Annotated in this window: 23 protein-coding genes; 12 read left to right on the plus strand and 11 right to left on the minus strand. The window is 38.3% G+C overall.

Translation table 11 applies throughout. The features are described 5' to 3' along the window. Positions 1-63 precede the first annotated feature (63 nt). The 3 genes from ABIB40_RS18390 to ABIB40_RS18400 form a co-directional block, all read right to left on the minus strand. Positions 64-510: a KTSC domain-containing protein gene (locus ABIB40_RS18390; protein WP_354360970.1), complete on the minus strand. Its 447-nt coding sequence runs from the start codon at positions 508-510 to the stop codon at positions 64-66. A gap of 273 nt (positions 511-783) precedes the next feature. Continuing rightward, entirely contained in the window at positions 784-1419 is a 636-nt protein-coding gene (gene rsmG / locus ABIB40_RS18395) for a 16S rRNA (guanine(527)-N(7))-methyltransferase RsmG (protein WP_354360972.1), read from the minus strand. A 16-nt stretch (positions 1420-1435) separates the two neighbouring features. Next, positions 1436-2563, minus strand: coding sequence for a glycosyltransferase (locus tag ABIB40_RS18400; protein WP_502931071.1), 1128 nt, complete (start codon positions 2561-2563; stop codon positions 1436-1438). Positions 2564-2700: 137 nt separating this feature from the next. Here ABIB40_RS18400 and tgt point away from each other — a divergent pair, with 137 nt between their 5' ends. The 5 genes from tgt (at position 2701) to ABIB40_RS18425 (ending at position 10023) form a co-directional block, all read left to right on the plus strand. After that, a complete protein-coding gene (gene tgt, locus ABIB40_RS18405) occupies positions 2701-3831 on the plus strand; it encodes a tRNA guanosine(34) transglycosylase Tgt (RefSeq protein WP_354360976.1) in 1131 nt (376 codons plus the stop codon). A 4-nt stretch (positions 3832-3835) separates the two neighbouring features. Further along, positions 3836-4933: an LptF/LptG family permease gene (locus ABIB40_RS18410; protein ID WP_354360978.1), complete on the plus strand. Its 1098-nt coding sequence runs from the start codon at positions 3836-3838 to the stop codon at positions 4931-4933. Then, positions 4933-5808, plus strand: coding sequence for a DMT family transporter (locus ABIB40_RS18415; RefSeq protein WP_354360980.1), 876 nt, complete (start codon positions 4933-4935; stop codon positions 5806-5808). The genes ABIB40_RS18410 and ABIB40_RS18415 overlap by 1 nt, the downstream gene beginning before the upstream one ends. A 1129-nt stretch (positions 5809-6937) precedes the next feature. Continuing rightward, positions 6938-9742 (plus strand): TolB-like translocation protein, encoded by a 2805-nt coding sequence (locus tag ABIB40_RS18420; protein WP_354360982.1) that lies wholly within the window; start codon positions 6938-6940, stop codon positions 9740-9742. Positions 9743-9744: 2 nt separating this feature from the next. Continuing rightward, positions 9745-10023, plus strand: a complete 279-nt coding sequence (locus ABIB40_RS18425; RefSeq protein WP_354360983.1) for a LapA family protein — start codon at positions 9745-9747, stop codon at positions 10021-10023. Positions 10024-10250: 227 nt separating this feature from the next. On the opposite strand, the gene ABIB40_RS18430 is transcribed toward ABIB40_RS18425, so the two are convergent. The 5 genes from ABIB40_RS18430 to ispE form a co-directional block, all read right to left on the minus strand. After that, positions 10251-10973: a pirin family protein gene (locus ABIB40_RS18430; protein ID WP_354360985.1), complete on the minus strand. Its 723-nt coding sequence runs from the start codon at positions 10971-10973 to the stop codon at positions 10251-10253. Positions 10974-11163: 190 nt separating this feature from the next. After that, positions 11164-12339 carry a trans-sulfuration enzyme family protein gene (locus tag ABIB40_RS18435; RefSeq protein ID WP_354360987.1) on the minus strand — a complete coding sequence of 392 codons (1176 nt, stop codon included), beginning with the start codon at positions 12337-12339 and terminating at the stop codon, positions 11164-11166. A gap of 43 nt (positions 12340-12382) precedes the next feature. Further along, positions 12383-12796: an OsmC family protein gene (locus tag ABIB40_RS18440; protein WP_354360989.1), complete on the minus strand. Its 414-nt coding sequence runs from the start codon at positions 12794-12796 to the stop codon at positions 12383-12385. Between the two features lie 133 nt (positions 12797-12929). Next, positions 12930-14042 (minus strand): PDDEXK nuclease domain-containing protein, encoded by a 1113-nt coding sequence (locus ABIB40_RS18445; RefSeq protein WP_354360991.1) that lies wholly within the window; start codon positions 14040-14042, stop codon positions 12930-12932. 250 nt (positions 14043-14292) lie between these two features. Beyond that, entirely contained in the window at positions 14293-15096 is an 804-nt protein-coding gene (ispE, locus tag ABIB40_RS18450; protein WP_354360993.1) for a 4-(cytidine 5'-diphospho)-2-C-methyl-D-erythritol kinase, read from the minus strand. A gap of 204 nt (positions 15097-15300) precedes the next feature. Here ispE and ABIB40_RS18455 point away from each other — a divergent pair, with 204 nt between their 5' ends. Then, positions 15301-16122: a thymidylate synthase gene (locus ABIB40_RS18455; protein WP_354360995.1), complete on the plus strand. Its 822-nt coding sequence runs from the start codon at positions 15301-15303 to the stop codon at positions 16120-16122. 91 nt (positions 16123-16213) lie between these two features. Next, positions 16214-16714 (plus strand): dihydrofolate reductase, encoded by a 501-nt coding sequence (locus tag ABIB40_RS18460; protein WP_354360997.1) that lies wholly within the window; start codon positions 16214-16216, stop codon positions 16712-16714. 82 nt (positions 16715-16796) lie between these two features. Here the strand turns inward: ABIB40_RS18460 and ABIB40_RS18465 are convergent, their stop codons facing one another. The 3 genes from ABIB40_RS18465 to ABIB40_RS18475 are packed head-to-tail and all read right to left on the minus strand — an operon-like array spanning position 16797 to position 19223. Further along, the gene (locus ABIB40_RS18465; RefSeq protein ID WP_354360999.1) at positions 16797-17156 is read right to left on the minus strand and encodes a CoA-binding protein; all 360 of its coding nucleotides are present in this window, start codon (positions 17154-17156) and stop codon (positions 16797-16799) included. Between the two features lie 30 nt (positions 17157-17186). Beyond that, the gene (locus tag ABIB40_RS18470) at positions 17187-17648 is read right to left on the minus strand and encodes a DinB family protein (RefSeq protein ID WP_354361001.1); all 462 of its coding nucleotides are present in this window, start codon (positions 17646-17648) and stop codon (positions 17187-17189) included. Between the two features lie 33 nt (positions 17649-17681). After that, the gene (locus ABIB40_RS18475) at positions 17682-19223 is read right to left on the minus strand and encodes an NAD(P)/FAD-dependent oxidoreductase (protein WP_354361003.1); all 1542 of its coding nucleotides are present in this window, start codon (positions 19221-19223) and stop codon (positions 17682-17684) included. Between the two features lie 102 nt (positions 19224-19325). Here ABIB40_RS18475 and ABIB40_RS18480 point away from each other — a divergent pair, with 102 nt between their 5' ends. From ABIB40_RS18480 to ABIB40_RS18500, 5 genes are all read left to right on the plus strand, one after another. Further along, a complete protein-coding gene (locus ABIB40_RS18480; protein WP_354361005.1) occupies positions 19326-19907 on the plus strand; it encodes a LemA family protein in 582 nt (193 codons plus the stop codon). Between the two features lie 66 nt (positions 19908-19973). Beyond that, positions 19974-20414, plus strand: coding sequence for a TPM domain-containing protein (locus ABIB40_RS18485; protein WP_354361007.1), 441 nt, complete (start codon positions 19974-19976; stop codon positions 20412-20414). Then, a complete protein-coding gene (locus ABIB40_RS18490) occupies positions 20415-21200 on the plus strand; it encodes a TPM domain-containing protein (protein ID WP_354361009.1) in 786 nt (261 codons plus the stop codon). 106 nt (positions 21201-21306) lie between these two features. Next, the gene (locus ABIB40_RS18495) at positions 21307-21705 is read left to right on the plus strand and encodes a hypothetical protein (RefSeq protein ID WP_354361011.1); all 399 of its coding nucleotides are present in this window, start codon (positions 21307-21309) and stop codon (positions 21703-21705) included. 65 nt (positions 21706-21770) lie between these two features. Further along, the gene (locus ABIB40_RS18500; protein WP_354361013.1) at positions 21771-22346 is read left to right on the plus strand and encodes an NUDIX hydrolase; all 576 of its coding nucleotides are present in this window, start codon (positions 21771-21773) and stop codon (positions 22344-22346) included. The last annotated feature ends 291 nt before the right edge of the window (positions 22347-22637 follow it).

Below are 22637 nucleotides of genomic sequence, written 5' to 3' on the forward strand. Positions count from 1 at the left end.
CGGGTAAAAACGCTAAAGGTGAAAAAACCCTGCTCTAATGAATCTTTCGGGTGAGATTTTCAGCTACGCTTCTACAGCCTTGCTTACTTTCCTATATACAAATTCGTTGTAAATGTTTCTTCTGCAAAACCTTGCTGGTGCATCGGCGTTACAAAACTTATTATACACGTTTTTTGGAACACCAAAATATTCATAGCTACTGCCGTCTACAAAATTTAACTGTAACAAGCTCTTTTCGTAGGAATAATTTAAAATTTGAGAGTTTGCCACAGTTTCATTGTACTGAACCAAGTTTTGCTCGATGGTTTCTGGCGCAACGCTTACCAAAAAATGATAGGCTTCTATTATTTGTTTACTTTTCCCTTCTGCATCTTCCCTTCCGGCTTCGTTATCGGCAAACTTATCCGGATGCCATTCTTTCATCAAGTTACGATACTCTGACTTTAGTTCCTTTAAACTGGCGGTTTTATCAACCCCTAAAAACTTCCGACTCTCAATAATTCTTTTCATAAACCGATTTTAAATGTTTAAAAACAGGGAGCAGATATGTATTTAGCTCCTTCTTTTTTTAAAGAGTGCAAAGGTAAGAGAATTTGGCGATAAAATTACGGTAGGACTGTTAAATTTACGCAACATAAACATCGGTAAAATTTACTGCTCTGATTTTAAAAATGCTTGTCCTCGGCGCCACTTTTTTTTACGACGCAGATTTCAGGCATCTTTATATTATATGCCTGTGCAGTATTGCCTTGCAACCTAAATATTAGCTAATAAGTACCTTATCTATTGTGGCACATAAACCACATATTTTGTCTCAAAAAACTCCTCATTAAAATAATCAGCAAGCGGAAACAGCTCCACTTTCAATTTTGATTCTTTGACTTCTTCGGCCAAATCGCCGCCTTTTAAATATAAAATTCCGTTGGGGATGGCGTTTATAGAGTTTTTCTTAAATTTTCCCTGTACCCAAGGATAAAAATCTGCCAATCGGGTTACCGCCCTGCTCACCACAAAATTGTATTTGTCTTTTATTTGCTCTGCCCTAATGTGTTCGGCTTTTACATTTGTTAGCTTTAGCGCATCGGCAACTTCTTTTACCACTTTAATTTTTTTTCCAATAGAATCTACCAAATGAAACTCGGTTTCTGGGAAAAGAATGGCTAATGGAATACCCGGAAAACCACCGCCTGTGCCCACATCTAACACAGTTTCGCCAGGCTTAAACTGGCATATTTTTGCTATACCCAAAGAATGCAAGACATGTCGTTCATAAAGTTCATCAATGTCTTTTCTAGATATTACATTTATCTGCGCGTTCCATTCTACATATAAATCATATAGCGCAGAAAATTGCGCCAATTGCGTGGCAGTTAAATCTTTAAAATATTTAAGGATGATTTCCAAGTTTACGTTCTCCATGTTTTAACTGCTTCTATTATTTCCAATGTACCTTTTTATTGCCAAACAGCCCCAAAAACCCGTTGATCACCAAAAAAAAGAACAATAGAATTTCCAATATAGGAAACCACCAACGCATACTTGCGCAATTTAATTTGTTTAGCAATTTAGGGTAGATGAACACTTTCATCAACACAAAAAGAAGAAAAATTGCCACCGCAATAAGTTGAGTATCTCTATTAACAAACAAACAAGAAATAATTAGTGTGTAGAACAGAAACTGGGTAATAATTTGCAAACTCAAAACAAATTTATGTTTCGCCCTGTACATTTTCCCAGCACCAAAATGCCGTTTTTTCTGTCGGAGGTAGCCGCGCCAGGTTGTGTTTGGAACGCTAAAAACCTGCGCCTGTTTGTTAATTCTTATTTCTGTATTGTTTTTAGTTGCGTTTGCATTTACAAAAAGATCATCGTCGCCACTCGGAATATGCATGTGAGCAGCAAACCCCTTATTTTTAAAAAAAAGCGATTTTCTATAAGCCAAGTTTCGTCCGACGCCCATGTAAGGCATCCCTTTTAATGCGAAAGAAAGATAATTTAACGCAGTAAAAAAAGTTTCGAAGCGGATAAGAGCGTTTAACAACCCCTTTCTACGCAGATATGGAGAATATCCCAGTAGAATCTCCGTGCGCTGCTCTTCTGGTTGCTGCATATCCAAAAGCCAATTCTCTGATGTAGGTTCGCAATCTGCATCTGTAAACACCAACCAATCATGTTTTGCAGCCTTAATACCCATGGTTACTGCAAATTTCTTGCCCGTCAAAAATTTACTACTGTCTAATACGGTAACCAATTTTAAATGCTCATATTTTAATTTCAGTTGTTCTAACACCTGCTCAGTTGCGTCCCAAGAACGATCATTTACCACCACTACCTCAAAATTTGGATGGTTCTGATTTAAGATGGCGGGCAAAAAAGTCTCTAGATTCTTAGCTTCGTTTCTTGCACAAATTATCACGCTTAAAGGATCAGTGGTAGTTTCAGGGATTTCCTCTACGTTAAATTTTAACAACTTTAGGTGCACAAAGAGTAAAAAATAGAGTTGTACAATCGCGCACAGCGAAAGAATAAAAAGCAATAAAATTTCAATAGGACTAAAAACCACTTTGTTAAATTAAATTTTCGCAAATTTCTCATTTTAAATTAACAAAAGGCTTTTGTGTTGATAAAAAGTTAACCATCCAAATGACCACTATTTTAGCTATTTTTGCACAAATTTTTAGTTGAATAACCTTTTTTTTTATGGATTTTAGTTTACAGGCCCAAGATGCGTTTTCGAAAGCTCGAGCTGGTAGCATCACTACCGCGCACGGCACTATAGAGACGCCCATTTTTATGCCTGTGGGTACCGCCGGAACGGTAAAAGCCGTTCATCAGCGAGAATTAAAGTCAGATATAAAGGCCCAGATCATTTTAGGCAACACCTACCATTTATATTTAAGACCGGGCTTAGAAATTTTAGAATCAGCCGGCGGATTGCACAAATTTATGGGCTGGGATGGCCCTATTTTAACAGATAGCGGAGGCTATCAGGTTTATTCTTTAAGCAAGGTTAGAAAGATAAAAGAGGAAGGCGTTACTTTTTATTCGCACATAGATGGCTCAAAACATTTGTTTACTCCAGAATATGCAATGGATATTCAGCGGAGTATCGGCGCCGATATTATCATGGCATTCGACGAATGTACACCTTATCCCTGCGAATACACGTATGCCGCGGAGTCGGTGAAAATGACACACCGTTGGTTAAAACGTTGTTGCGCAAGAGTGGATGAAACAGAGGGAAAATATGGTTTTCAGCAAACGCTTTTCCCCATTGTACAAGGATCTGTGTATAAAGACTTAAGGGTTAAATCTGCAGAATTTATAGCAAGTATGGCCAGGGCTGGCAATGCCATCGGCGGACTTTCAGTTGGAGAGCCTGCAGAAGAAATGTACGCCATGACAGAAGTGGTTTGCGATATTCTACCAAAAGACAAACCAAGGTATTTGATGGGTGTGGGAACACCGATTAACCTATTAGAAAACATAGCGTTGGGTGTAGATATGTTCGATTGCGTAATGCCAACCAGAAATGCAAGAAACGGCATGCTTTTTACCCGAAATGGAATTATAAACATCCGCAACAAAAAATGGGCAAACGATTTTTCTCCTTTAGATGCAGAAAGCGACCTACATGTAGATTTGGTAACAAGCAAAGCTTATTTGAGGCACTTGGTGCATAGCAAAGAGATGCTTGGCGCACAAATTGCAAGCTTACACAACCTGCACTTCTACATTTGGTTGGTTAAAGAAGCTCGTAAGAAAATTATAAGTGGCGAATTTTACGATTGGAAAAACAAGATTTGCAACATACTGGGCAACAAGCTGTAAACAAATGTTTAAACGAAACATAAAAATATTAGATCGATTTATAATAGGCAAATACCTAGGTACTTTCGTCTACACGTTGATTATTTTTGTAGTGATCATAGTCGTGTTCGATATTTCTGAAAAATTAGATGACTTTTTAAGAAGCGGACTAGGTTTTTGGGGTATTTTGACAAAATACTACGCAGGTTCCGTTCCTTTTTATGTGAATATGCTTTCTCCGCTCATCAACTTTATTGCCGTTATTTTCTTTACAGCAAAAATGGCCGATCAAACTGAGATTGTGCCTATTTTGAGTGGTGGCGTTAGCTTTAACAGATTTTTACGTCCTTACTTCATCTCTGCTTTTATTATTTTCGCTGTTAATCTAGTCTCCAACTTATACATCTTACCTTACACAAACACGTTAAAAAACACATTCGAAAATAAGTATGTAAGGAGAAACGATCCAACTACGAAAAGCAACATCCACATGAAATTGGATAAACGCACGTATATTTACATAGAAAGCTTTGACAACCGAACAAGTACTGGCACTCGGTTCAATTTAGATAACATAGAAGGCGATGTACTTACCAAAAGGATTGTTGCTGAAACCATTAAATGGGATTCGTTAAAACATAAATGGAAGTTAAGCAATTACTCCATTAGAAACATTGCTGGATTGAAAGAATCTATGATTTACGGTACAGGTAAAACAAAAGACACGACCTTAGACGTACGTCCAAACGATTTTTCTGCGTATGATAATGTAGTGCAAAACTTAAGCACGCATGAACTGGCAGAAAAAATTAAAAAAGAACAAATTAGGGGAACTGGTATTATGAACGACCTTTTGTTCGAACAATACAAGCGTTATTTAACCCCGCTATCAGCTTTTGTACTTACACTAATCGGGGTGGCGCTATCATCTAGAAAAGTTCGCGGAGGCGTGGGCGTTTCCCTCGGTATAGGAATATTTTTAAGTTTTGCCTACATCGTTTTCAATCAATTTACTCAAATGTTTTCTACCAAAGGAGGGCTACCGCCGTTTATCGCAGTACTCCTACCCACCATTTCCTTTGGGATACTTGGCTTGTATCTGCTAAGGCGCGCCCCTAAATAATGAAAAAAAAAAAGAACCTTATCATCCTCCATTTAACTGTTTTTGTTTGGGGGTTTACGGGTATATTGGGCAAGGAAATAACTGTAGATGCCGTGCCGATGGTCTGGTATCGCGTGCTTATTGCTTCTGTAACGTTGTATATTTGGTTCTTAATCACCAAAAAAAACCTTAAAATTAGCAGAAAACAATTCCTATACTTTATGGCCACGGGCGGTATAGTAGCTATACATTGGATCCTATTCTTCCACGCCATTAAGGTTTCTACTGTTTCTGTAGCCGTTGTATGTCTCTCTGCGTTTACCTTATTTACGGCCATTTTAGAACCTCTCATTAAAAGGCAGCCCATATTTAGAACAGATATTCTAGTCGGACTCCTGATTGTTATAGGCATTTTGTTGATCTTTAAATTTGAAACACAGTATGCCGTTGGCATCGCATTTGGGCTAACCGCTGCCGTTGCATCTAGTTTATTTGCCACCATAAATTCTGTTTTGGTACAAAAAAGCGAACCCTCTATTATCGGGTTTTACGAGCTTGTCGGTGCACTATTCTGGGTTACCATCTACCGAATTTTCGACGGATCTTTTGCTAGTGTTCATTTTAATTTGAGTGGTTCTGACTGGTTTTTCCTGTTCATTTTAGGCACAGTTTGCACCTCGATTGCATACGTTGCAGGGGTAGCAGTAATGCGTACAATGTCGGCTTTTCGAACAGCGCTAATTACAAATTTAGAGCCGATTTATGGGGTAATATTAGCCTTCATTTTTTACGGTCAACAGGAAACCATGACCACTGGTTTTTACTTGGGATCCGCGATTATTTTAGCAGCAGTTTTCCTTTATCCGCTCTATAAAAACAAGAAGAATCAGCTCTAATCTACCTAGATAAACAAAGCAAAACTGACCAAACATACTCGTAATATTCGCTTAAAAGCTTAAACTTACCCATCCTCTACGTCAGAAATTGATTGTATCTCCTCAGATAAAATCCCCAAAAAAGGGAAGTTCTACAGCGAGCAATTACAGTTAGAATTAATCTAAAACGACAATAAAACTCGGCCTCCTTAATGGAGATATTCCATATATATCGCGGAGAAAATGTAGATAAACTACCCAAACAACTACATGATTTAGGGCAAAAATTTAAGAATATTGAGGCAAGAATACCCCGAACTCACCACCTATATTTAAAAGAAAAAGCAAATTTACTAGTTGAACTGAATTGAAAGTTACCTCAATATTTGATAGAATTTAAACTTTCTTTATCGCAAAACCACCTAAAGTTTAAGCTCGATTTCGTCATCTGAAACCATCCAAAACATCCAAAAACAGGCAACATCATAATCTAAAGTTCTGGTGCTCTCTATCGGTAAAATCTAGAATAGTTGACTAGAATTTATTGAGTCCTTGTTAAAAACTCTCGAACGAAACATGGATTTGTGTGGACTAATGCTGAACTAAAAATTGCAAAAATACTCTAACAACAGCCATTATGGCAGATACCTAAAATCTATAAAAACAAAAAATATATCAATAATTTTTAAAGTGACTGTAAACAAATCTCATTACCAGAAAAAAACAGACGACTAGAAATGGGCGCCTGACTGAATAAAACATAGACTACTTTGAAAAATAGATAGGTCGTCTGAAGCTTCCAAAAACAAAAAAATACCTAGAAGACCATCAAAACTTTTCGTTGGTTTAAAACCAACTCTACGCCAATCCGTATACAAATGAGATATTATTCTAGAATTTTACACTTAAAAAAATATGCACTTAGTGTTATCAATATCCGTTTAAAAAACACTATATTTAAAAACTGAATCTAAGCAATTAACATTAAGAATAGCAGTTAGCTTTAAACGAAAACATATAATTTTTAACTTTAATAAAAAATTGTAAACAATTGAAAATCAATAAAAATTGATATTCTATTAAATTAAAACTTTAGTTAAATTCAAAGTTAAATTCAATAAAATACTATCATTTTTAGCAAAAACACTAAATGCCCTTAAAAACAAGATATAAAAATCTATTTATCAGTATATTTTTATCTATTATCTCAATTTTTAATACACACGAGGCTTTTTCACAAATCTTCAGCAATTCTCAAAACCCACTTAGTGTAAAATGGCGTTCTATTTCTTCTTCGGGCTTTAAAATCATTTATCCGAGCGACCTAGAAACACAGGCCCAAAGAATGGCGAATACACTCCCCTACTTGTATAAGTTTGCAGGAAGTGGATTAAATCTAAATCATGCAGAAATTCCCATCATTTTGCAAAACCAAGGTGTGGTTGCAAACGGGTTTGTTCAGCTTGGCCCTAAGAAATCTGAATTCTACACAACGCCACCACAGTATTTCGATAGCCAAGATTGGTTGAACAACTTAGCCGTGCATGAAATTAGGCACGTTGCACAATTTGCCAAATTGACAGGCATAAAAAAACACCCGTTCCCTGAGCTGGTGTACTTTGCTTATTTTGGCGCGGCAATACCTTTGTGGTTTTTTGAGGGCGACGCGGTAGTGAACGAAACGGCACTAACCTATACCGGAAGAGGCAGGCAACCAAACTGGATGATGCCGTTTAGGACATCGGTTTTGGAGGGGAGAAAATTTAACTACAGCGAAGCCTACTTTGGATCTGAAAGAAAAGCAACTCCGGGTTATTATCAAACCGGCTATGCCATGGTCTCAAACCTTCGCACCGAAGAAGGGAAATTCATCTCAGACAGCTTGCTTACGAGAATCAAAAAAAATCCATTCATCCCCTATCCTTTTTCAAAAAGCTTAAAACATTTTACTGGCAAAAACACAAAACAATTTTTTTTAACTACCCAAGATCTCATTACCAAAAAATGGGCGGAGCAGGAACAAAAAACTCCGACAAAAGATTATCAGGTTTTAAATCCCAAAGCAAAGTTCGAGACGAATTATTTTCTTCCCGTAAGGATAAATGAAAAACAGATTTTGGCACTTAAAAACAGCAAGGCAAAAACGAATTATTTTGTACTTATTAAGGATGATAAAACAGCGCAAAAACTGTTTGCCATTGGGCAACAGGAACAGCCTTGGTTTAGCTATTCGAACGGGGTGTTGGTCTGGAACGAAACACATGATGACCCGCGCTACAAACAGCGAAGCTATAGTGTAATTTATCGTTACAATTTTGCTAGGAATACCTCAAAACAATTGAGCAAAAAAAGCCGCTTGTTCTCACCTAGTCTATCGGCAGATGGAAAAAAAATTGTTGCTGTAAAAGTAACGCTGGATAACAAATTTAACTTGATAGAAATGGATGCGCAAAATGGGAGGATTTTAAAAAGCTATCCGAATTTGCAAAACTACATTTTGCAAACGCCAGCTTTTAACGGGTCTGGAAATGCCATCACCTACATCAGCGTAAGCGAAAAGGGAAAAAATTTGTGCGTGCTTAAAAAAGGAGAAGAGACAATCTTAATTAAAGACAGTAGGCAACAATTAAGCAAGCCGATTTTTAACGGCGACGACATTTGCTTTAACGCGCATTTTAACGGCATTGATAACATTTACAACTTCTCTGTCGCAGAAAAAAAGATAACGGCTCTGAGCGCATCAAAATACGGCGCTTTTAATCCCGCTTTTGGCAAAAATGGCGAAATGGTTTTTAATGATTATGGAATTAACGGTTATCAGATCGCAGAAATAGTTCCTAAAGCAACTAAAATTGGTACAGACAATTTTGTAGATTTTTCTGTTGCTGCAGAAAAACAGGAGAATCCGCCAAATATTTTCGCCAATGTGCCAGACAGCTCTTTTAAATCTGTGTCATACCGCCAAGCAGCAAATCTTCTAAATTTTCATAGCGTAATACCGGTAATAGACGATAAATACGTTTATGGCCTACAACTGCAATCGAACAACTTGCTAAATACTACAGATTTTTATACCGCCGCCAAATATCACAGTGATTTAAAGAGGATGGAGTACACCGCAGATCTGAGTTACAAAGCGCTATACCCAATTATTGGTTTGAGTTACAGCAATAGGCCACAGCGGGCATTTTACCAAGCAAATGGTCAGAGCTTTCAGGGCGATTGGCGAGAAAATTACACAAACCTCAGTATTTCGCTACCAGTATCATTCAGCTCCAAAAACAATTACTATGCGCTTTCTGCCCGTGTTTCTACCAGTTATACACAACGGTATCAACTAGAGAACTTGCCGAGCAACTTTATAAATATGAGGAAGTTTCCGCTTGAATATTCACTTACATTGAATCATAGCATTGCGATCGCGCCTAGAGACATTTCACCAAAATGGGCACAAGTGCTGCGTTTTACCTACAACCACCAACCCTTCGATGCTCATTTAAAAGGAGAATTACTTGCATTAGAAACCTACTTTTACTTCCCAGGCTTAGCTAAAAATCATTCGTTCTTGGCTAGCTTCAACTACCAGAGCGCTATCGGCGCCAACAGATTTGCTGTAGAAATTCCAACCGTTTACGGTTACAACAATATTTTGGCAACCAGCAAACTTAAAAATACCGTATTGTTAAATTATCGTTTTCCAATTGCTTATCCCGATTGGGAAATTGGCCCTCTTGCTTATGTAAGAAGTTTTACTGGCGGCCTGTTTTGCCATTACGAGAACGTAGAGAAAATTGATAATTTTAATCGGCCAAAAACATTTGGATTAGAATTTAACACTAATCTAAATCTTTTGCGTTACTTGCCTGTTGTAAATATTGGAACAAGGCTTATTTTTGTAAATCAAATGTATCATCAAAACCCATTGGTAGAGTTTTCTTTCAATTATAACTTGTAATTATGAGCGGCAAAACAATCTTTATTATTATTTTAACTGTGCTTTTGACTATTTTTTTGATGGGCAATACAGACGCGGTAAACTTTAAGTTTTTATGGATTGATTTCGAGATGTCTAAACTGCTCGTTATAGGCATCTGCGTTCTGTTTGGATTGATTATCGGCTATATTCTAGCAAAGCCGAAAAAAGTAGTCTCAAGTTATGATGATGACATTGAGCACGAACAGAAAAAAATCGATAAAAATGAATTGAGCGACGAGGATCGAGATTACATCAATTAATTTTTTTTTTTAATAACAGTGGATTTCAATCCATTGTTATACTGTTGGTCGAAGCTACATATTTGTAATCTGTTTTTTTTCGCAGCAGTGGATTGAAATCCACCGCTACTATTTCGGCCGAAGCTACGCATCTACAAGTACTGGTTTTTTTTTTGCTTTGGTCTTTGACCCTTTCTGCTTCAGCTTTAGACTTTTCGCTTTCTGCTTTAGGCCTTGATCTTTCTGCTTTAATCGATCTGCATAGGCACATCCATCAACAGAACTTTAGCATCGGCACTGTTTGACGTAAACTCGATATGATCTGTATTCCAAATTCCAAAACCGTCTCTTTTATCAAGCTTTTGATCGTTTATGGTAACACTTCCGCTTATTACAAATGCGTAAACGCCATTTCCGGCTTTCTTAATGTTGTAAGTTTGCGCCACGTCTTTATCAAAATTCCCCATAGAAAACCACGCATCTTGATTGATCCAAACCCCTGCATCATCTGCATTTGGCGATAAAATTTGTGCAAACTGGTTGTGCATTGCTTTTTCGTCTAAATTCATTTGACCGTAACGAGGAGTTACATTTTTCTTATTTTGGAAAACCCAGATTTGCAACAATGACAACGGATCCGTTTCAGAAGGATTGTATTCACTGTGGCTTACTCCAGTGCCGGCACTCATTACCTGAATTTCTCCTGCACGCACAACTTCTTCGGTACCCATACTATCTTTATGCGCAACAGCGCCTTCTAATGGAATGGTAATAATTTCCATATTATCGTGTGGATGGGTTCCAAAACCTCTTCCCTCAGCAATATTATCATCGTTTAAAACCCTTAATGCGCCAAAGTGTATCTTTTCTGGATTGTAATACTCTGCAAAACTAAATGTAAAATTCGATTTTAACCAACCGTGGTCGGCGCTGCCGCGGGTAGCTGCTTTGTGCAAAATTGATTGTGTCATGATGTTCCTTTTTTTTATACACAAATGTACCGCTCTACAGAGGTTTAGCTATTGATGTAGGATAAGAAACTGATCAACCGTTAAACGAATCGATCAGTTTAAAGAACTAGAGAAACAGCATAAACGTTTTTAGTTCAATCTTGTCAGAAAAATTTTATTAGAACATTCGGGCAAACAACCGAAGATAAGATTAACCCATGTTCTCGAGTCCGCTTTTAACATCTCCCAATATATCGTTAATGTGCTCAAGGCCAATAGATAGGCGTATTGACCCTTGCTCTATACCAACTTCATTGCGTTGTTCTTCAGTTAATTTATTGTGCGTACTTGTGGCCGGATGGGTAGCAATAGAGCGCGTATCTGCAAGGTTGGCTGTTATAGAGAACATTTTTAAACCATCCATAAAATTCCGGGCACCTTCTAAACCACCGTTTAGCGTTAGGGTAACAACACCACCGCCCTGGGCCATTTGCTTTTTTGCAATCTCATACTGTGGGTGCGATTTTAAAAACGGATATTTAACCACTTTTACCTCTGGGCGAGTTTCTAAATACTCCGCTACTTTCAATGCATTTTCACAATGTCTGTCCATTCTAACGGCAAGCGTCTCTAAACTTTTGCTCAATATCCAAGCATTAAAAGGAGATAACGCCGGACCACTGTGACGAGCAAAACCTCCAATTTCATCAATCAAGTCTTTATTGCCTAAAATTAAACCGCCCAAAGTCCTTCCTTGGCCGTCTAAATATTTCGTTGCCGAGTGAATGGAAATATCGGCACCCAGACCTAACGGACGCTGTAAATAAGGCGTGGCGAAACAGTTGTCTATCACCAACATCACTCCATGTCTTTTCGAAATCTCAGCCAAGTAAGCGATATCTATAATGTCTATACCTGGGTTAGATGGCGTTTCTACATAAATCATTTTGGTGTTCGGCTGTATCATGGCCTCCCAAGTTTCTGGTTTATCTAAATCTGCGTAATTGTATGTAATTCCCCATTTGCTAAACACATTGTTTAACAACTGGTGGGTAGAGCCGAAAACAGACCGACTAGAAAGCACATGATCTCCATTTTGTAAAAATGCGCCGAAAGTGGTAAAAATTGCCGCCATACCTGTTGAGGTTGCCCAACCTGTTTCCGCGCCTTCTAACAACGCCATTTTTTCTATCAGTTCTGAGGTATTTGGATTAGCGTAACGGCTGTAAACATTACCTTCCTTTTCGTTGGCAAAGAGCGCACGCATTTCTTCTGCGTCATCAAATTTATAGCTAGAAGTTAAATAAATTGGTACCGAATGCTCTTTATATTGGCTACGTTCTGTCTGGGTGCGAATTGCTATTGTTTCAAAATATCCTGATTCCATTATTTTTTTTGGAGTTGTACGTTGTAAGTGATAGGTTTTAAATTTAAATAATGGCAAAGGTAAAATTAATAGTTGCAGACCGGCCAAGAATATTAGAGACCGAACAGTATTTATCGAAGGTCATATTTAACGCACGTTCTACTTTCTGCTCGTTTAATTCGCCATATAACTCGAAATGAATATTTATCACATCGAAAATAGATGGCACTTCTTCATCTTTCCTTGTAGCGTTTATGCTAATTTTAATATCGTTTAAAGGTTCTTTTTGTTTGGCTAAAATATTTACAACATCTATACCGCTGCATCCGCCCAAGCCAACCAACAACATTTCCATTGGTCTGAAACCCTTACCTTCGCCCCCTATTGCAGGTTTGGCGTCCAACTCAACCGTTTTACCAGCCTCGTTCTCTGCTTCAAAATTAAACTTTCCGCTTTTCCTAATTAATTTTATTTCCATTTTTTGTTCTTTTATGACTTTTTTTCGCGTTATCAAACAATGGTACTGCCCAAATGATGAGGACAACGCTCTTTAGAGGACGCTCTTGATAAAGGTTAGATAAAAGCTTGGCCCAATCTCAGTTCTATAAACTTCATTGTTCCAGGTTTTTAAATTCGTTTTCAATTTCCTCAATTGTAGGTAAGCTACTTTTTAAATTGTCGGGTAAATGCTCTGTAATTTGGAATTCACTCACTCCCATTGGTTTATTTATATCTCTTAATGCAAATTCTGCTTCGATACCGTTTTTATCCCTACACAACAAAATACCTATTGTTGGTCCATCATCTTTTTCCTTTACCATGGTATCCACAGCTGACAAATAGAAATTTAGTTTACCCCCAAATTCTGGGATAAATTTTCTGTTTTTAAGTTCGATAACAACATAGCATTTCAATTTGATGTGATAAAAAAGCAGGTCTATGTAATAATCGTTGTCAGCAACTTCTAAATGATACTGTTGACCTACAAAAGCGAAACCTTTTCCTAATTCTAACAGGAATTTAGTAATGTGTTCCACCAATTGTTTTTCAATGTCTTTTTCTTTAAACCCAGTTGCCAAGGCCATAAAATCAAAGATATAGGGGTCTTTAAGTGTTTGTTGTGCCAAATCAGATAGCGGTTCGGGCAATGTGTTCTTAAAATTCGTTATAGATTTTCCATTTCTTATATACAACTCAGTTTTTAATTGTAATGCTAAAACATCTCTACTCCAATTATTTTCCATGGTTTGATGAATGTAGAAATTGGCTTCGGTTACATTTTTAGATTTACTAAAAATGAGGATATTATGACCCCAAGGAACTTGTGCAACAAGTTGTTGCACTTTTTGTTCAACAGGTAGCTGAATTGGTGTATTGTCTTGTATATCAGTATTTTGAGATTTAACAACAGGTTGTTGCCCAAATTTTGCAACAGTTTGTTGCAAATTTGCAGCGGCATAAAATTGATAAAATTGTCTGCAAAAGGCTAGATTTCTCGCAGATAATCCTCTCATTTCGGGAAACTCCTGTTTTAAATCCGTTGAAAGTTGCGGAATAAATCCAGTACCATAAGAAGTTTGTTTCTCACTTATCATTTTACCTAATTCCCAATAAAACTGTATCAATTCTGAATTTACGGCAATGGCAGCCTTTATCTGTACCGAACGGATTTTCCCTTTCAGCTCAATAAGCCATTGCTTGTATGTTGAATCCGTTAATATCATTCAATATTCCAATTTTAATTGTAGAACATGCTTGTGGTCGACTGGCTCTACGCTGCCACTAAGTTTATTTGTAGCTGTCCAAAGGACTATTCAATCGATTTTTATTTTATTTCTTTTGTCATTAATGATAGTAAAACTCTTAAATTATTCAATGTAGAAAATCGGCTCTGCCTCCCCAATATCTATATTTTTTTTACTAACGTTTTTTTTGTGCGAAGGATATCTAAAAAACACATGGCATCAAAAACAATTAAACGCCGTAAAAAACCTTATTTTCCTTTTCTAACAGCGGCAATTTCAGTTCTTTCTCGAAAATCCCAAAAACAGATGCCCCGCTACCGCTTAATAGCGCAAAAATAGCACCTTCATCATAAAGTTCTGCTTTTATTTTGGCTATTGCCGGATGGTCTTTAAACACCGAGTCCTCAAAGTCATTTGTAAGCTCTTCTTTCCAAGTACCCATTGGCTGCTCGATGATTTCTTTTATCGATTTAACCTGTCTTTGAGGCTTTACATTTGCGTAAGCATTGGCGGTACTTACGTGAATAGTCGGCATAACAACCACCAAAAAATACTTATTTAAATCTATTTTAACATCCTCAAATTCATCACCCTTGTTAAACGCAAAAGCAGGTTTGTTTTTTATGAAAAAAGCACAGTCTGCCCCGAGCTTTCGCGCATATTGCCAAAGTTGCTCATCACTCAAGCCCAGTCCAAATCGTTGATTAACCAATTTCAACGTAAAAGCTGCATCGGCAGAGCCACCACCTAAACCAGCTCCAACAGGAATATTTTTCAGTAAGTTTATTTTTTGTGGGATAATATTAAAATCCGCGGCTAACAAATTAAACGCTTTCAAACACAAATTGTCATTGGCGCTGCCCGGAACCTCGATGCCGTGTATCTCGCAAGAAACCTCTGGCGCATCGGTAATTTCTAAAACATCTTTTATCCCGATAGGATAAAAAACAGTTTCTATATTATGATAGCCGTCATCTCGTTTTGCGGTGATGTTTAAACCTAAATTTATTTTTGCGTTTGGGAAAGACAGCATGGTAAGATACTAGATATGAGACGTGAGATTGGAGACACTAGTTCTAAACTTTTGACTTCTGTGCTTGGCCTTTAATCTTTGTTCCTTGCTCATTGTTCCTCTTCTTTTCTTCAACAGCAAACATACAAAATCTTTAAATGAAGGTTTTCAGAAATTTTACCTTATATTTTCCATCTTTGTAAAGATAAATTCTACCGAGCAGATATGAAACAGTATTTAGATTTGATGCAGCATGTATTAAACGATGGCGCACAAAAACACGACCGAACAGGAACAGGCACTTTGAGCGTTTTTGGCTACCAGATGCGCTTTGATCTGCAACAAGGCTTTCCATTGGTTACCACTAAAAAGCTACATCTAAAATCTATTATTCACGAGTTGATCTGGTTTTTAACTGGTGATACGAATATTTCCTATTTAAAAGAAAACGGGGTTCGTATTTGGGATGAGTGGGCAGATGAGGAAGGAAATTTGGGGCCAGTTTACGGTTCACAATGGCGCAGCTGGCCAGCTGGAGACGGAAAAACGATCGATCAAATTAGCAACGTAATTGATACTTTGAAGAAAAATCCAGACTCGAGACGGATTATTGTTTCTGCCTGGAATGTGGCCGAGGTAGAACACATGGCGCTACCGCCTTGCCATGCCTTTTTTCAATTTTATGTAGCACCGGCAAATGCCGAAAAAGGAGAAACCAGAGGGAAATTAAGTTGTCAGCTTTACCAGCGGAGTGCGGATATATTTTTGGGTGTTCCTTTTAACATTGCTTCGTATGCGTTGCTCACCATAATGATGGCGCAAGTTTGCGATTTAGAAGTTGGCGATTTTGTGCACACCCTTGGCGATGCTCATTTGTATAACAACCATTTAGAACAAGCACAGTTGCAACTTAGCAGAGCTCCGAAAGATTTACCTAAAATGACCATCAATCCAGAGGTTAAAAATATTTTCGATTTTAAATTTGAGGATTTTAATTTAGAAAATTACGATCCGCACCCACACATTAAGGGAGCCGTAGCGGTTTAGTTGGTTGGTTAGTTGGTTAGTTGGTTAGTTGGTTAGTTGGTAAACTGTCTAGTTGGCAGATTGTTTATAGTTTTATAAAAAGAAATATTAGATGAAAACCATTAATATAGCAGTTGCAATTGCAGAAAATTATGCCATTGGCAAAGACAACAAATTGCTTTGGCACATGCCCGAAGATACAAAGTTTTTTAAACGAACAACATCTGGTCACGCAGTAATAATGGGCAGGAAAACTTTCGATTCTGTTGGAAAACCTTTGCCAAACCGCCAAAACATAGTGGTAACCCGTAAAACTGAATTAGAAATTCCAGGCGCAGTGGTGGTAAATAGCTTAGCGTCTGCCTATAAAGCAGTGGAACAGCCAGATGCCCAGATTTTTGTGATTGGAGGTGCAGAAATCTATAAAAAAGCACTGCCAGACGTACAACGTATTTATCTCACAACCATACATCATACTTTCGATGGCGACACTTTTTTTCCGAAACTAAATATGGATGATTGGCAAGAAGTGAGCAGTGAAACACACAAAGCAGACGAAAAGAACAAATACGATTATACTTTTGCCGTTTTAGAGCGAAAAGCGAAAAATTAAAGTAATTATACGATTTGCGCGGTTGTCAAAAATTCTCACAAACCTAGTCTTTGTTCTTTCCTCATTTTTCCTTTTTCTCGCATTAATATTGGCCGGTACTTAACAAAACCAAAGTGCAAGCCTCTACAGGCTCTATGCCGTGCTTTTCTAACAGCTTTTCAAACTCGTAATTTTCTGTTCCGGGGTTAAAAATAACCCTTTTTGGTTTGGTTGCCAAAACATAGTCGTGGTACTGCGCTTGCAAATCAGGGCCTATGTATAAGGTAATTGTATCTATATCGTTGTAGATTTTACCTGGCTTTTCTATGTCTACCCCGGCAACTTCGCCAGCTTTAATCCCTATGTTAACAATCTCATGGTTAAACTTTTTAAGCATGTGTGCAGCCTTGTACGCATAGCGAGAAGGATTTGGCGATGAACCAATAATTAATGTTTTTTTCATGGTAAGATCGGAAATGGCTATTAAAAGATTTTAAAATTTAGACAGTAAAGCAATCTGCCCTGCATGATAAGCATGATGTTGAATAAGCCCGTTAACCAGCTCTGTAAAATTTACCGCTAAAATAGGCCGTTGTTCTTCGTTTACCAGATTATTCCAATCCTTTTCTTTAAAACCTTCGCAAATGCGGATAAGCTCTTCATTTGCGATTTTAAAATCGAAGATAATCTTTGCCCATGCACTTTCTGTAGTTCCTAGGGTTGTTTGCCAATCTCCATTCGTTGGCTCCGAAGCAACTTTGCCCATTAGTCTAGCGCTTACCTCCTCTGTCCATGCGGTAAGATGGAGCGCAATTTCTGCAATAGAGTGTGCAGTTGGGATAAAATGCGAAAAGGCTTTGGCAGGCTTTACATTTTCCAAAATCTGTAATGCATGCCGACCATGCCACGCGTCTCCGTCAAAAGCCTTTTTAAGCTCATTGGTGATATTTAACATGTAGAATAAACAAGTGCGAACAGAAAATGTTTACTAACTAGACTGTAGAATTGCATTTACGCAATTAATTCCATCAATCGCTGCAGACACGATTCCACCAGCGTAACCCGCACCTTCGGCACAAGGATATAAGCCTTTAACCTGCGGGTGCTGGTAAGTATCTTTATCTCTTGGAATGCGCAATGGCGATGAGGTTCGGCTTTCTACTCCAACCAAAATAGCCTCATTTGTATAGTAACCTTTCAATTTTTTCCCAAAAAGAGGTAGCGCTTTCCTTAAACTTTCTGATACGAATGCTGGCAATACATTATCCAACATGGCACTTTTTGTTCCTGGCAGGTAAGAATTGCTGGGTAAATTGAGTGAAAGCTTATTGTGTACAAAATCTACCATCCGCTGTGCCGGCGCAACCAGTTTTCCACCCCCTGCGGTAAACGCAGCTTTCTCTACATCAGCTTGAAAATGAAGCATCCGCAATGGGTCGTAGCCGATTACATCATTAAGGTGCACCTGCACTACCGTGCCAGAATTGGCAAAAGGATTATTGCGTTTAGAGGGCGACCAACCGTTTACCACAATTTCTTCTTGTGCGGTTGCGCAAGGCGCGATGATTCCTCCCGGGCACATGCAAAATGAAAAAACACCACGATCGTCAACTTGCTCTACCAAGCTATAATTGGCTGGCGGCAAAAACTCAGATCTTTTTTCGGTATGATATTGTGCTGCATCTACCAACTCTTGCGGATGCTCTACTCTAACGCCCAAAGCGAAAGGTTTGGCCTCAATTAGAATATTTTTTCTATGCAACAACTCGTACACATCTCGCGCCGAATGACCTGTGGAAAGTATAACATGGTCGGCATAACGCCTCTCCTCATAATTAATTTCTATGCCTTTTATCTTACCATAGTCTACAATCAAATCGGTCATGTGGGCGTTAAAGATTACTTCGCCGCCAGCATTTAATATGGTTTCTGTAATTGATGTGATGATTTGCGGCAATTTATTGGTACCAATATGAGGGCGAGCATCTACCATAATGTCTCGGGTAGCGCCGTGGTTTACAAACGTTTGCAACACTCGGTTTACATCTCCCCGTTTGTTAGACCTTGTATATAGTTTACCGTCAGAATAGGTTCCTGCGCCACCTTCGCCATAGCAATAATTTGAATCTGGATCGATAATTCCTTGTTTATTTATCAACGCTAAATCTCTTCTGCGCTGCTTTACTTCCTTGCCGCGCTCAATAATCACCGGTTTTAAACCATTTTCCAAACATTGCAAAGCGGCAAATAATCCGGCAGGACCGGCACCAACAATAATAACTTCCTTTGCGTCTTTAACATTTTTGTATTCGAAATTAAAATGTTCTACGGTAGGCTCTTCATCAATAAAAACCCTAATTTTTAAGCGATAAATAACCAATTTAGAGCGGGCGTCTATAGAGCGCTTAACAATTTCGTAACCATTAATACTTTCGGGAGCAATTGACAAAACGTCAGCAATTTTTTGTTTGACGGCCTCTGTATCCACTATTTGGGGTGGTAACAGGGTAATTTCGATATCTTTTTGCATATTGCGTCAGGTTTTTATCCCGAACTGTAACAAAGGTACAGAATTTGCCATCTAAATGGAGTTTTTAACTTTAAAATTGATAACCTAAAACAAAAACATAACATGAAAAAATTAGTATTTGGTTTTTTGGCAGCTGCAATTGCGGTAAGCACCTTAAGCTCTTGTGGTTACAACAGCATGGTAAAGATGGATGAGAATGTAAAATCTAAGTGGGGAACCGTAGAAACCCAATACCAACGCCGTGCAGATTTGATTCCAAATTTGGTAAGCACGGTTAAAGGTGCAGCAAAATTTGAACAGGGTACCTTAACTGCGGTTACCGAAGCTAGAGCTAAGGCAACTCAAATGACAGTTAGTGCAGATGATTTAACTCCAGAAAACATACAAAAATATCAAGCGGCTCAAGGTCAGTTGAGCCAAGCTTTGGGCAAGTTATTGTCTATTACAGAAGCATACCCAGAGTTGCGCGCAACACAACAATTTAGCGATTTATCTGCACAGTTAGAAGGCACAGAAAACAGAATTACCGTTGCACGTAAAGATTTTAACGATGCGGTGCAAATTTATAACAGTAAAATACGCTCCTTCCCTACCAATTTAACTGCCGGAATGTTTGGTTTTAAAGCCAAAGGATATTTCCAAGCAGATGCGGGTGCTGCAACTGCACCTAAGGTAGAATTTTAAGAAAACCCAATTCGGTATTTGGGGCATTTAATCATCCTCAAATACAAATTAAATCCCTTGTAAGCCATGGCTTTATTTACCGATTTAGAACAAGAAGAGATAGCTAAAGAAATTGCTTCTGCAGAACAAGCAACTTCTGGAGAGATAAGAATTGCTATTGATAAGCATTGCGAAGGCGACCCTTATCAAAAAGCTACTGAGTATTTTCAGAAACTAGATATGGACAGAACAGCACTTAGAAATGGGGTGTTGATTTACTTGGCACATCTTGACAAAAAATTTGCCATTATTGGTGATGCTGGAATTAACAGAGCTGTGCCCGACGACTTTTGGGAGACCACTAAAGACGCAATGAAAGCGCACTTTATAAAAGGCGACTTGGCGAATGGTTTAGTAGAGGCCATAAAACTCGCAGGCGAGAAGCTTAGTTTTTACTTCCCACATCAACAAGGCGATATAAATGAGTTGCCAAACGACATCGTTTACCTTGATAACGATAAAAATTAAATGAAAAACCTTACCCTATTTATCTTTCTTTGCTTCTCATCACTCCTATCTTTCGGTCAGGATTATCCTGAAAAGCCTAGCACGTTGGTAAATGACTATGCTAATGTGCTCTCGGCAAGCCAGAAACAAAGTTTAGAGCAAAAGTTGGTCACTTTTGATGATTCTTCTTCCACCCAGATCGCCATAGCAATTTTAAAATCTGTTGGAGATTACGACATTAATGAATATGCGCTGAACTTAGGCAGAAAATGGGGCGTTGGCCAAGGTGGCAAGAACAATGGGATAATGATTGTGGTGGCGATAAACGATCGAAAAATTGCAATACAAACGGGTTATGGCGTAGAAGGAGCTTTGCCAGATGTATATGCAAAACGAATTATAGACAACGACATTAAGCCCTATTTTAAACAAGGAGACTATTATGCAGGCTTAGATGCAGGCACAACTTCTATAATTAAATACACCAAGGGCGAGTATAAAAATGAAAACCCGAAAGTGAGCTCGCGCGAAAAAGGTGGCGCAGGTAGCGTTGTGGTCATCATCATTATCATCGTCATTTTAATTATCGTGATGAAAAATGGAGGTGGCGGAAACGGCAACATCATTGGCGGGCGAGGAGCATCTAACGCACTATTTTGGGCGATGCTGTTTGGCAGCGGAGGACGTGGCAGAGGTGGATTTGGCGGCGGTGGAGGCGGTTTCGGTGGTGGCTCATCAGGAGGCGGCGGTTTCGGCGGCTTTGGAGGTGGAAGTTTTGGCGGTGGCGGCGCAAGCGGCGGATGGTAAGTAGAGTTAAAAGCGGAAAGCTAAAAGCACAAAGCAAAGAAAGAGTGATTCACAACAAACGAATCAACGACTAACCTCTAACCATTAACCAAAAACCCCTTTACCCATGCTTAGAAAAGAAATAATGACTGCCGAAATGCAGAAGATAGCCCAAGATTTAGCGAGAATTTTTGGATTAAAAATAGATGGACTTGTGTTAGAGGCCGATGAGGCCATAGGAGAATCATTGCAAGAAGATTTTGATTTAGAATTGGATGACTTGGAAAATTTTATGTCCGTAGAGTTCGAAGAATATCTTAGAAAGCACAAGTTTTCGAAAGAAAAAATTGAAGTCTTATCGCAACTTTTATATGCCAAAATAGATTCTTTCGAACCTACCAACCAAAATAAAGACATCGCCGAAAGGCTATTGCAACTGTACGATTTTATTGAGGTAGTGCACAATACATCATCTTTTGAAATACTCAACAGAAAAGTAAAGGTTAAGCAACTGCTAAATAGCTAAGTTTCTTTTACAACACCGAGGAAAGCTTAACAATTCAACAATCCACAACAAAATAATAGACACCTATGGTTATCGAAAAATGGAAAAAACTCGCCACTAAATATCTTGTCAAAGAAAAATGGGCGACGCTGCGCGTGGATACTGTGGAATTGCAAGGAGGCGCCATTAAAGACGATTACTATGTATTGGAATATCCCAACTGGGTAAACGCCATCGCCATAACCGAAGAAGGAAAAATAATATTGGTGCGCCAGTATAGGCATGCGGCAGACATCGTTTCTTTAGAAGTTCCCGGCGGTGTGATTGATGGAGATGAATTGCCAGAATTTGCGATTAAGCGAGAATTGAAAGAAGAAACCGGCTACACCTTTAAAACGTGTAAACTCGTGGCAGAATTGTACCCAAACCCTGCAACATCTAACAATAAAACTTTTACCTATTTGTTAACAGGAGGCGTAAAAACCGACAAGCAACATTTAGATGAGCATGAGATTTTAAATTTAGAGGAATATACGGTGGAGGAAATTAAAGATTTAATCAAAGAACATAAAATTGCCCAGGCATTGCATGTGGCAGCTTTGTGGTATGGGTTGGAGGCGTTGGGAGATGTCGGAGGTCAGAAGTCAGCTCTTAGCGATTGAAAAAACATCTTACCAATTAACTGAACGCGGAAAGGAATAAACTTTGTCGGCACCTTCCAGCTGAAAAACCAATGAGCATATATGCGCTTAGAAAAAAATAAAGTTTATTATATTTATACAGAAAATAAGAGCGAAAAATCTCCCTAATATCGCCAATATGGGTTTATTATGGAATGTTTATAGCTCCTATATATAAGTTAGGTCTAATTATTTATGAAACTAAAGACAGTGCTAATAATTATCGGTTTCATCGGACTGTGGTTTATTATGAAGAACTTCAAAAGTTTGTAC

The sequence above is a fragment of the Pedobacter sp. UYP30 genome, from assembly GCF_040547165.1.
In the GTDB taxonomy this organism is placed as follows: domain Bacteria; phylum Bacteroidota; class Bacteroidia; order Sphingobacteriales; family Sphingobacteriaceae; genus Pedobacter.

Coding starts and splice junctions, on each gene's coding strand:
- ABIB40_RS18460 (WP_354360997.1), top strand. CDS start 16,214: ATGAAAACCATTAATATAGCAGTTGCAATTGCAGAAAATTATGCCATT.
- ABIB40_RS18390 (WP_354360970.1), bottom strand. CDS start 510: ATGAAAAGAATTATTGAGAGTCGGAAGTTTTTAGGGGTTGATAAAACC.
- ABIB40_RS18410 (WP_354360978.1), top strand. CDS start 3,836: ATGTTTAAACGAAACATAAAAATATTAGATCGATTTATAATAGGCAAA.
- ABIB40_RS18415 (WP_354360980.1), top strand. CDS start 4,933: ATGAAAAAAAAAAAGAACCTTATCATCCTCCATTTAACTGTTTTTGTT.
- ABIB40_RS18490 (WP_354361009.1), top strand. CDS start 20,415: ATGAAAAACCTTACCCTATTTATCTTTCTTTGCTTCTCATCACTCCTA.
- ABIB40_RS18430 (WP_354360985.1), bottom strand. CDS start 10,973: ATGACACAATCAATTTTGCACAAAGCAGCTACCCGCGGCAGCGCCGAC.
- ABIB40_RS18470 (WP_354361001.1), bottom strand. CDS start 17,648: ATGTTAAATATCACCAATGAGCTTAAAAAGGCTTTTGACGGAGACGCG.
- ABIB40_RS18455 (WP_354360995.1), top strand. CDS start 15,301: ATGAAACAGTATTTAGATTTGATGCAGCATGTATTAAACGATGGCGCA.
- ABIB40_RS18500 (WP_354361013.1), top strand. CDS start 21,771: ATGGTTATCGAAAAATGGAAAAAACTCGCCACTAAATATCTTGTCAAA.
- tgt (WP_354360976.1), top strand. CDS start 2,701: ATGGATTTTAGTTTACAGGCCCAAGATGCGTTTTCGAAAGCTCGAGCT.
- ABIB40_RS18435 (WP_354360987.1), bottom strand. CDS start 12,339: ATGGAATCAGGATATTTTGAAACAATAGCAATTCGCACCCAGACAGAA.
- ABIB40_RS18440 (WP_354360989.1), bottom strand. CDS start 12,796: ATGGAAATAAAATTAATTAGGAAAAGCGGAAAGTTTAATTTTGAAGCA.
- ABIB40_RS18475 (WP_354361003.1), bottom strand. CDS start 19,223: ATGCAAAAAGATATCGAAATTACCCTGTTACCACCCCAAATAGTGGAT.
- ABIB40_RS18495 (WP_354361011.1), top strand. CDS start 21,307: ATGCTTAGAAAAGAAATAATGACTGCCGAAATGCAGAAGATAGCCCAA.
- ABIB40_RS18425 (WP_354360983.1), top strand. CDS start 9,745: ATGAGCGGCAAAACAATCTTTATTATTATTTTAACTGTGCTTTTGACT.
- rsmG (WP_354360972.1), bottom strand. CDS start 1,419: ATGGAGAACGTAAACTTGGAAATCATCCTTAAATATTTTAAAGATTTA.
- ABIB40_RS18480 (WP_354361005.1), top strand. CDS start 19,326: ATGAAAAAATTAGTATTTGGTTTTTTGGCAGCTGCAATTGCGGTAAGC.
- ABIB40_RS18420 (WP_354360982.1), top strand. CDS start 6,938: ATGCCCTTAAAAACAAGATATAAAAATCTATTTATCAGTATATTTTTA.
- ABIB40_RS18465 (WP_354360999.1), bottom strand. CDS start 17,156: ATGAAAAAAACATTAATTATTGGTTCATCGCCAAATCCTTCTCGCTAT.
- ABIB40_RS18445 (WP_354360991.1), bottom strand. CDS start 14,042: ATGATATTAACGGATTCAACATACAAGCAATGGCTTATTGAGCTGAAA.
- ispE (WP_354360993.1), bottom strand. CDS start 15,096: ATGCTGTCTTTCCCAAACGCAAAAATAAATTTAGGTTTAAACATCACC.
- ABIB40_RS18485 (WP_354361007.1), top strand. CDS start 19,974: ATGGCTTTATTTACCGATTTAGAACAAGAAGAGATAGCTAAAGAAATT.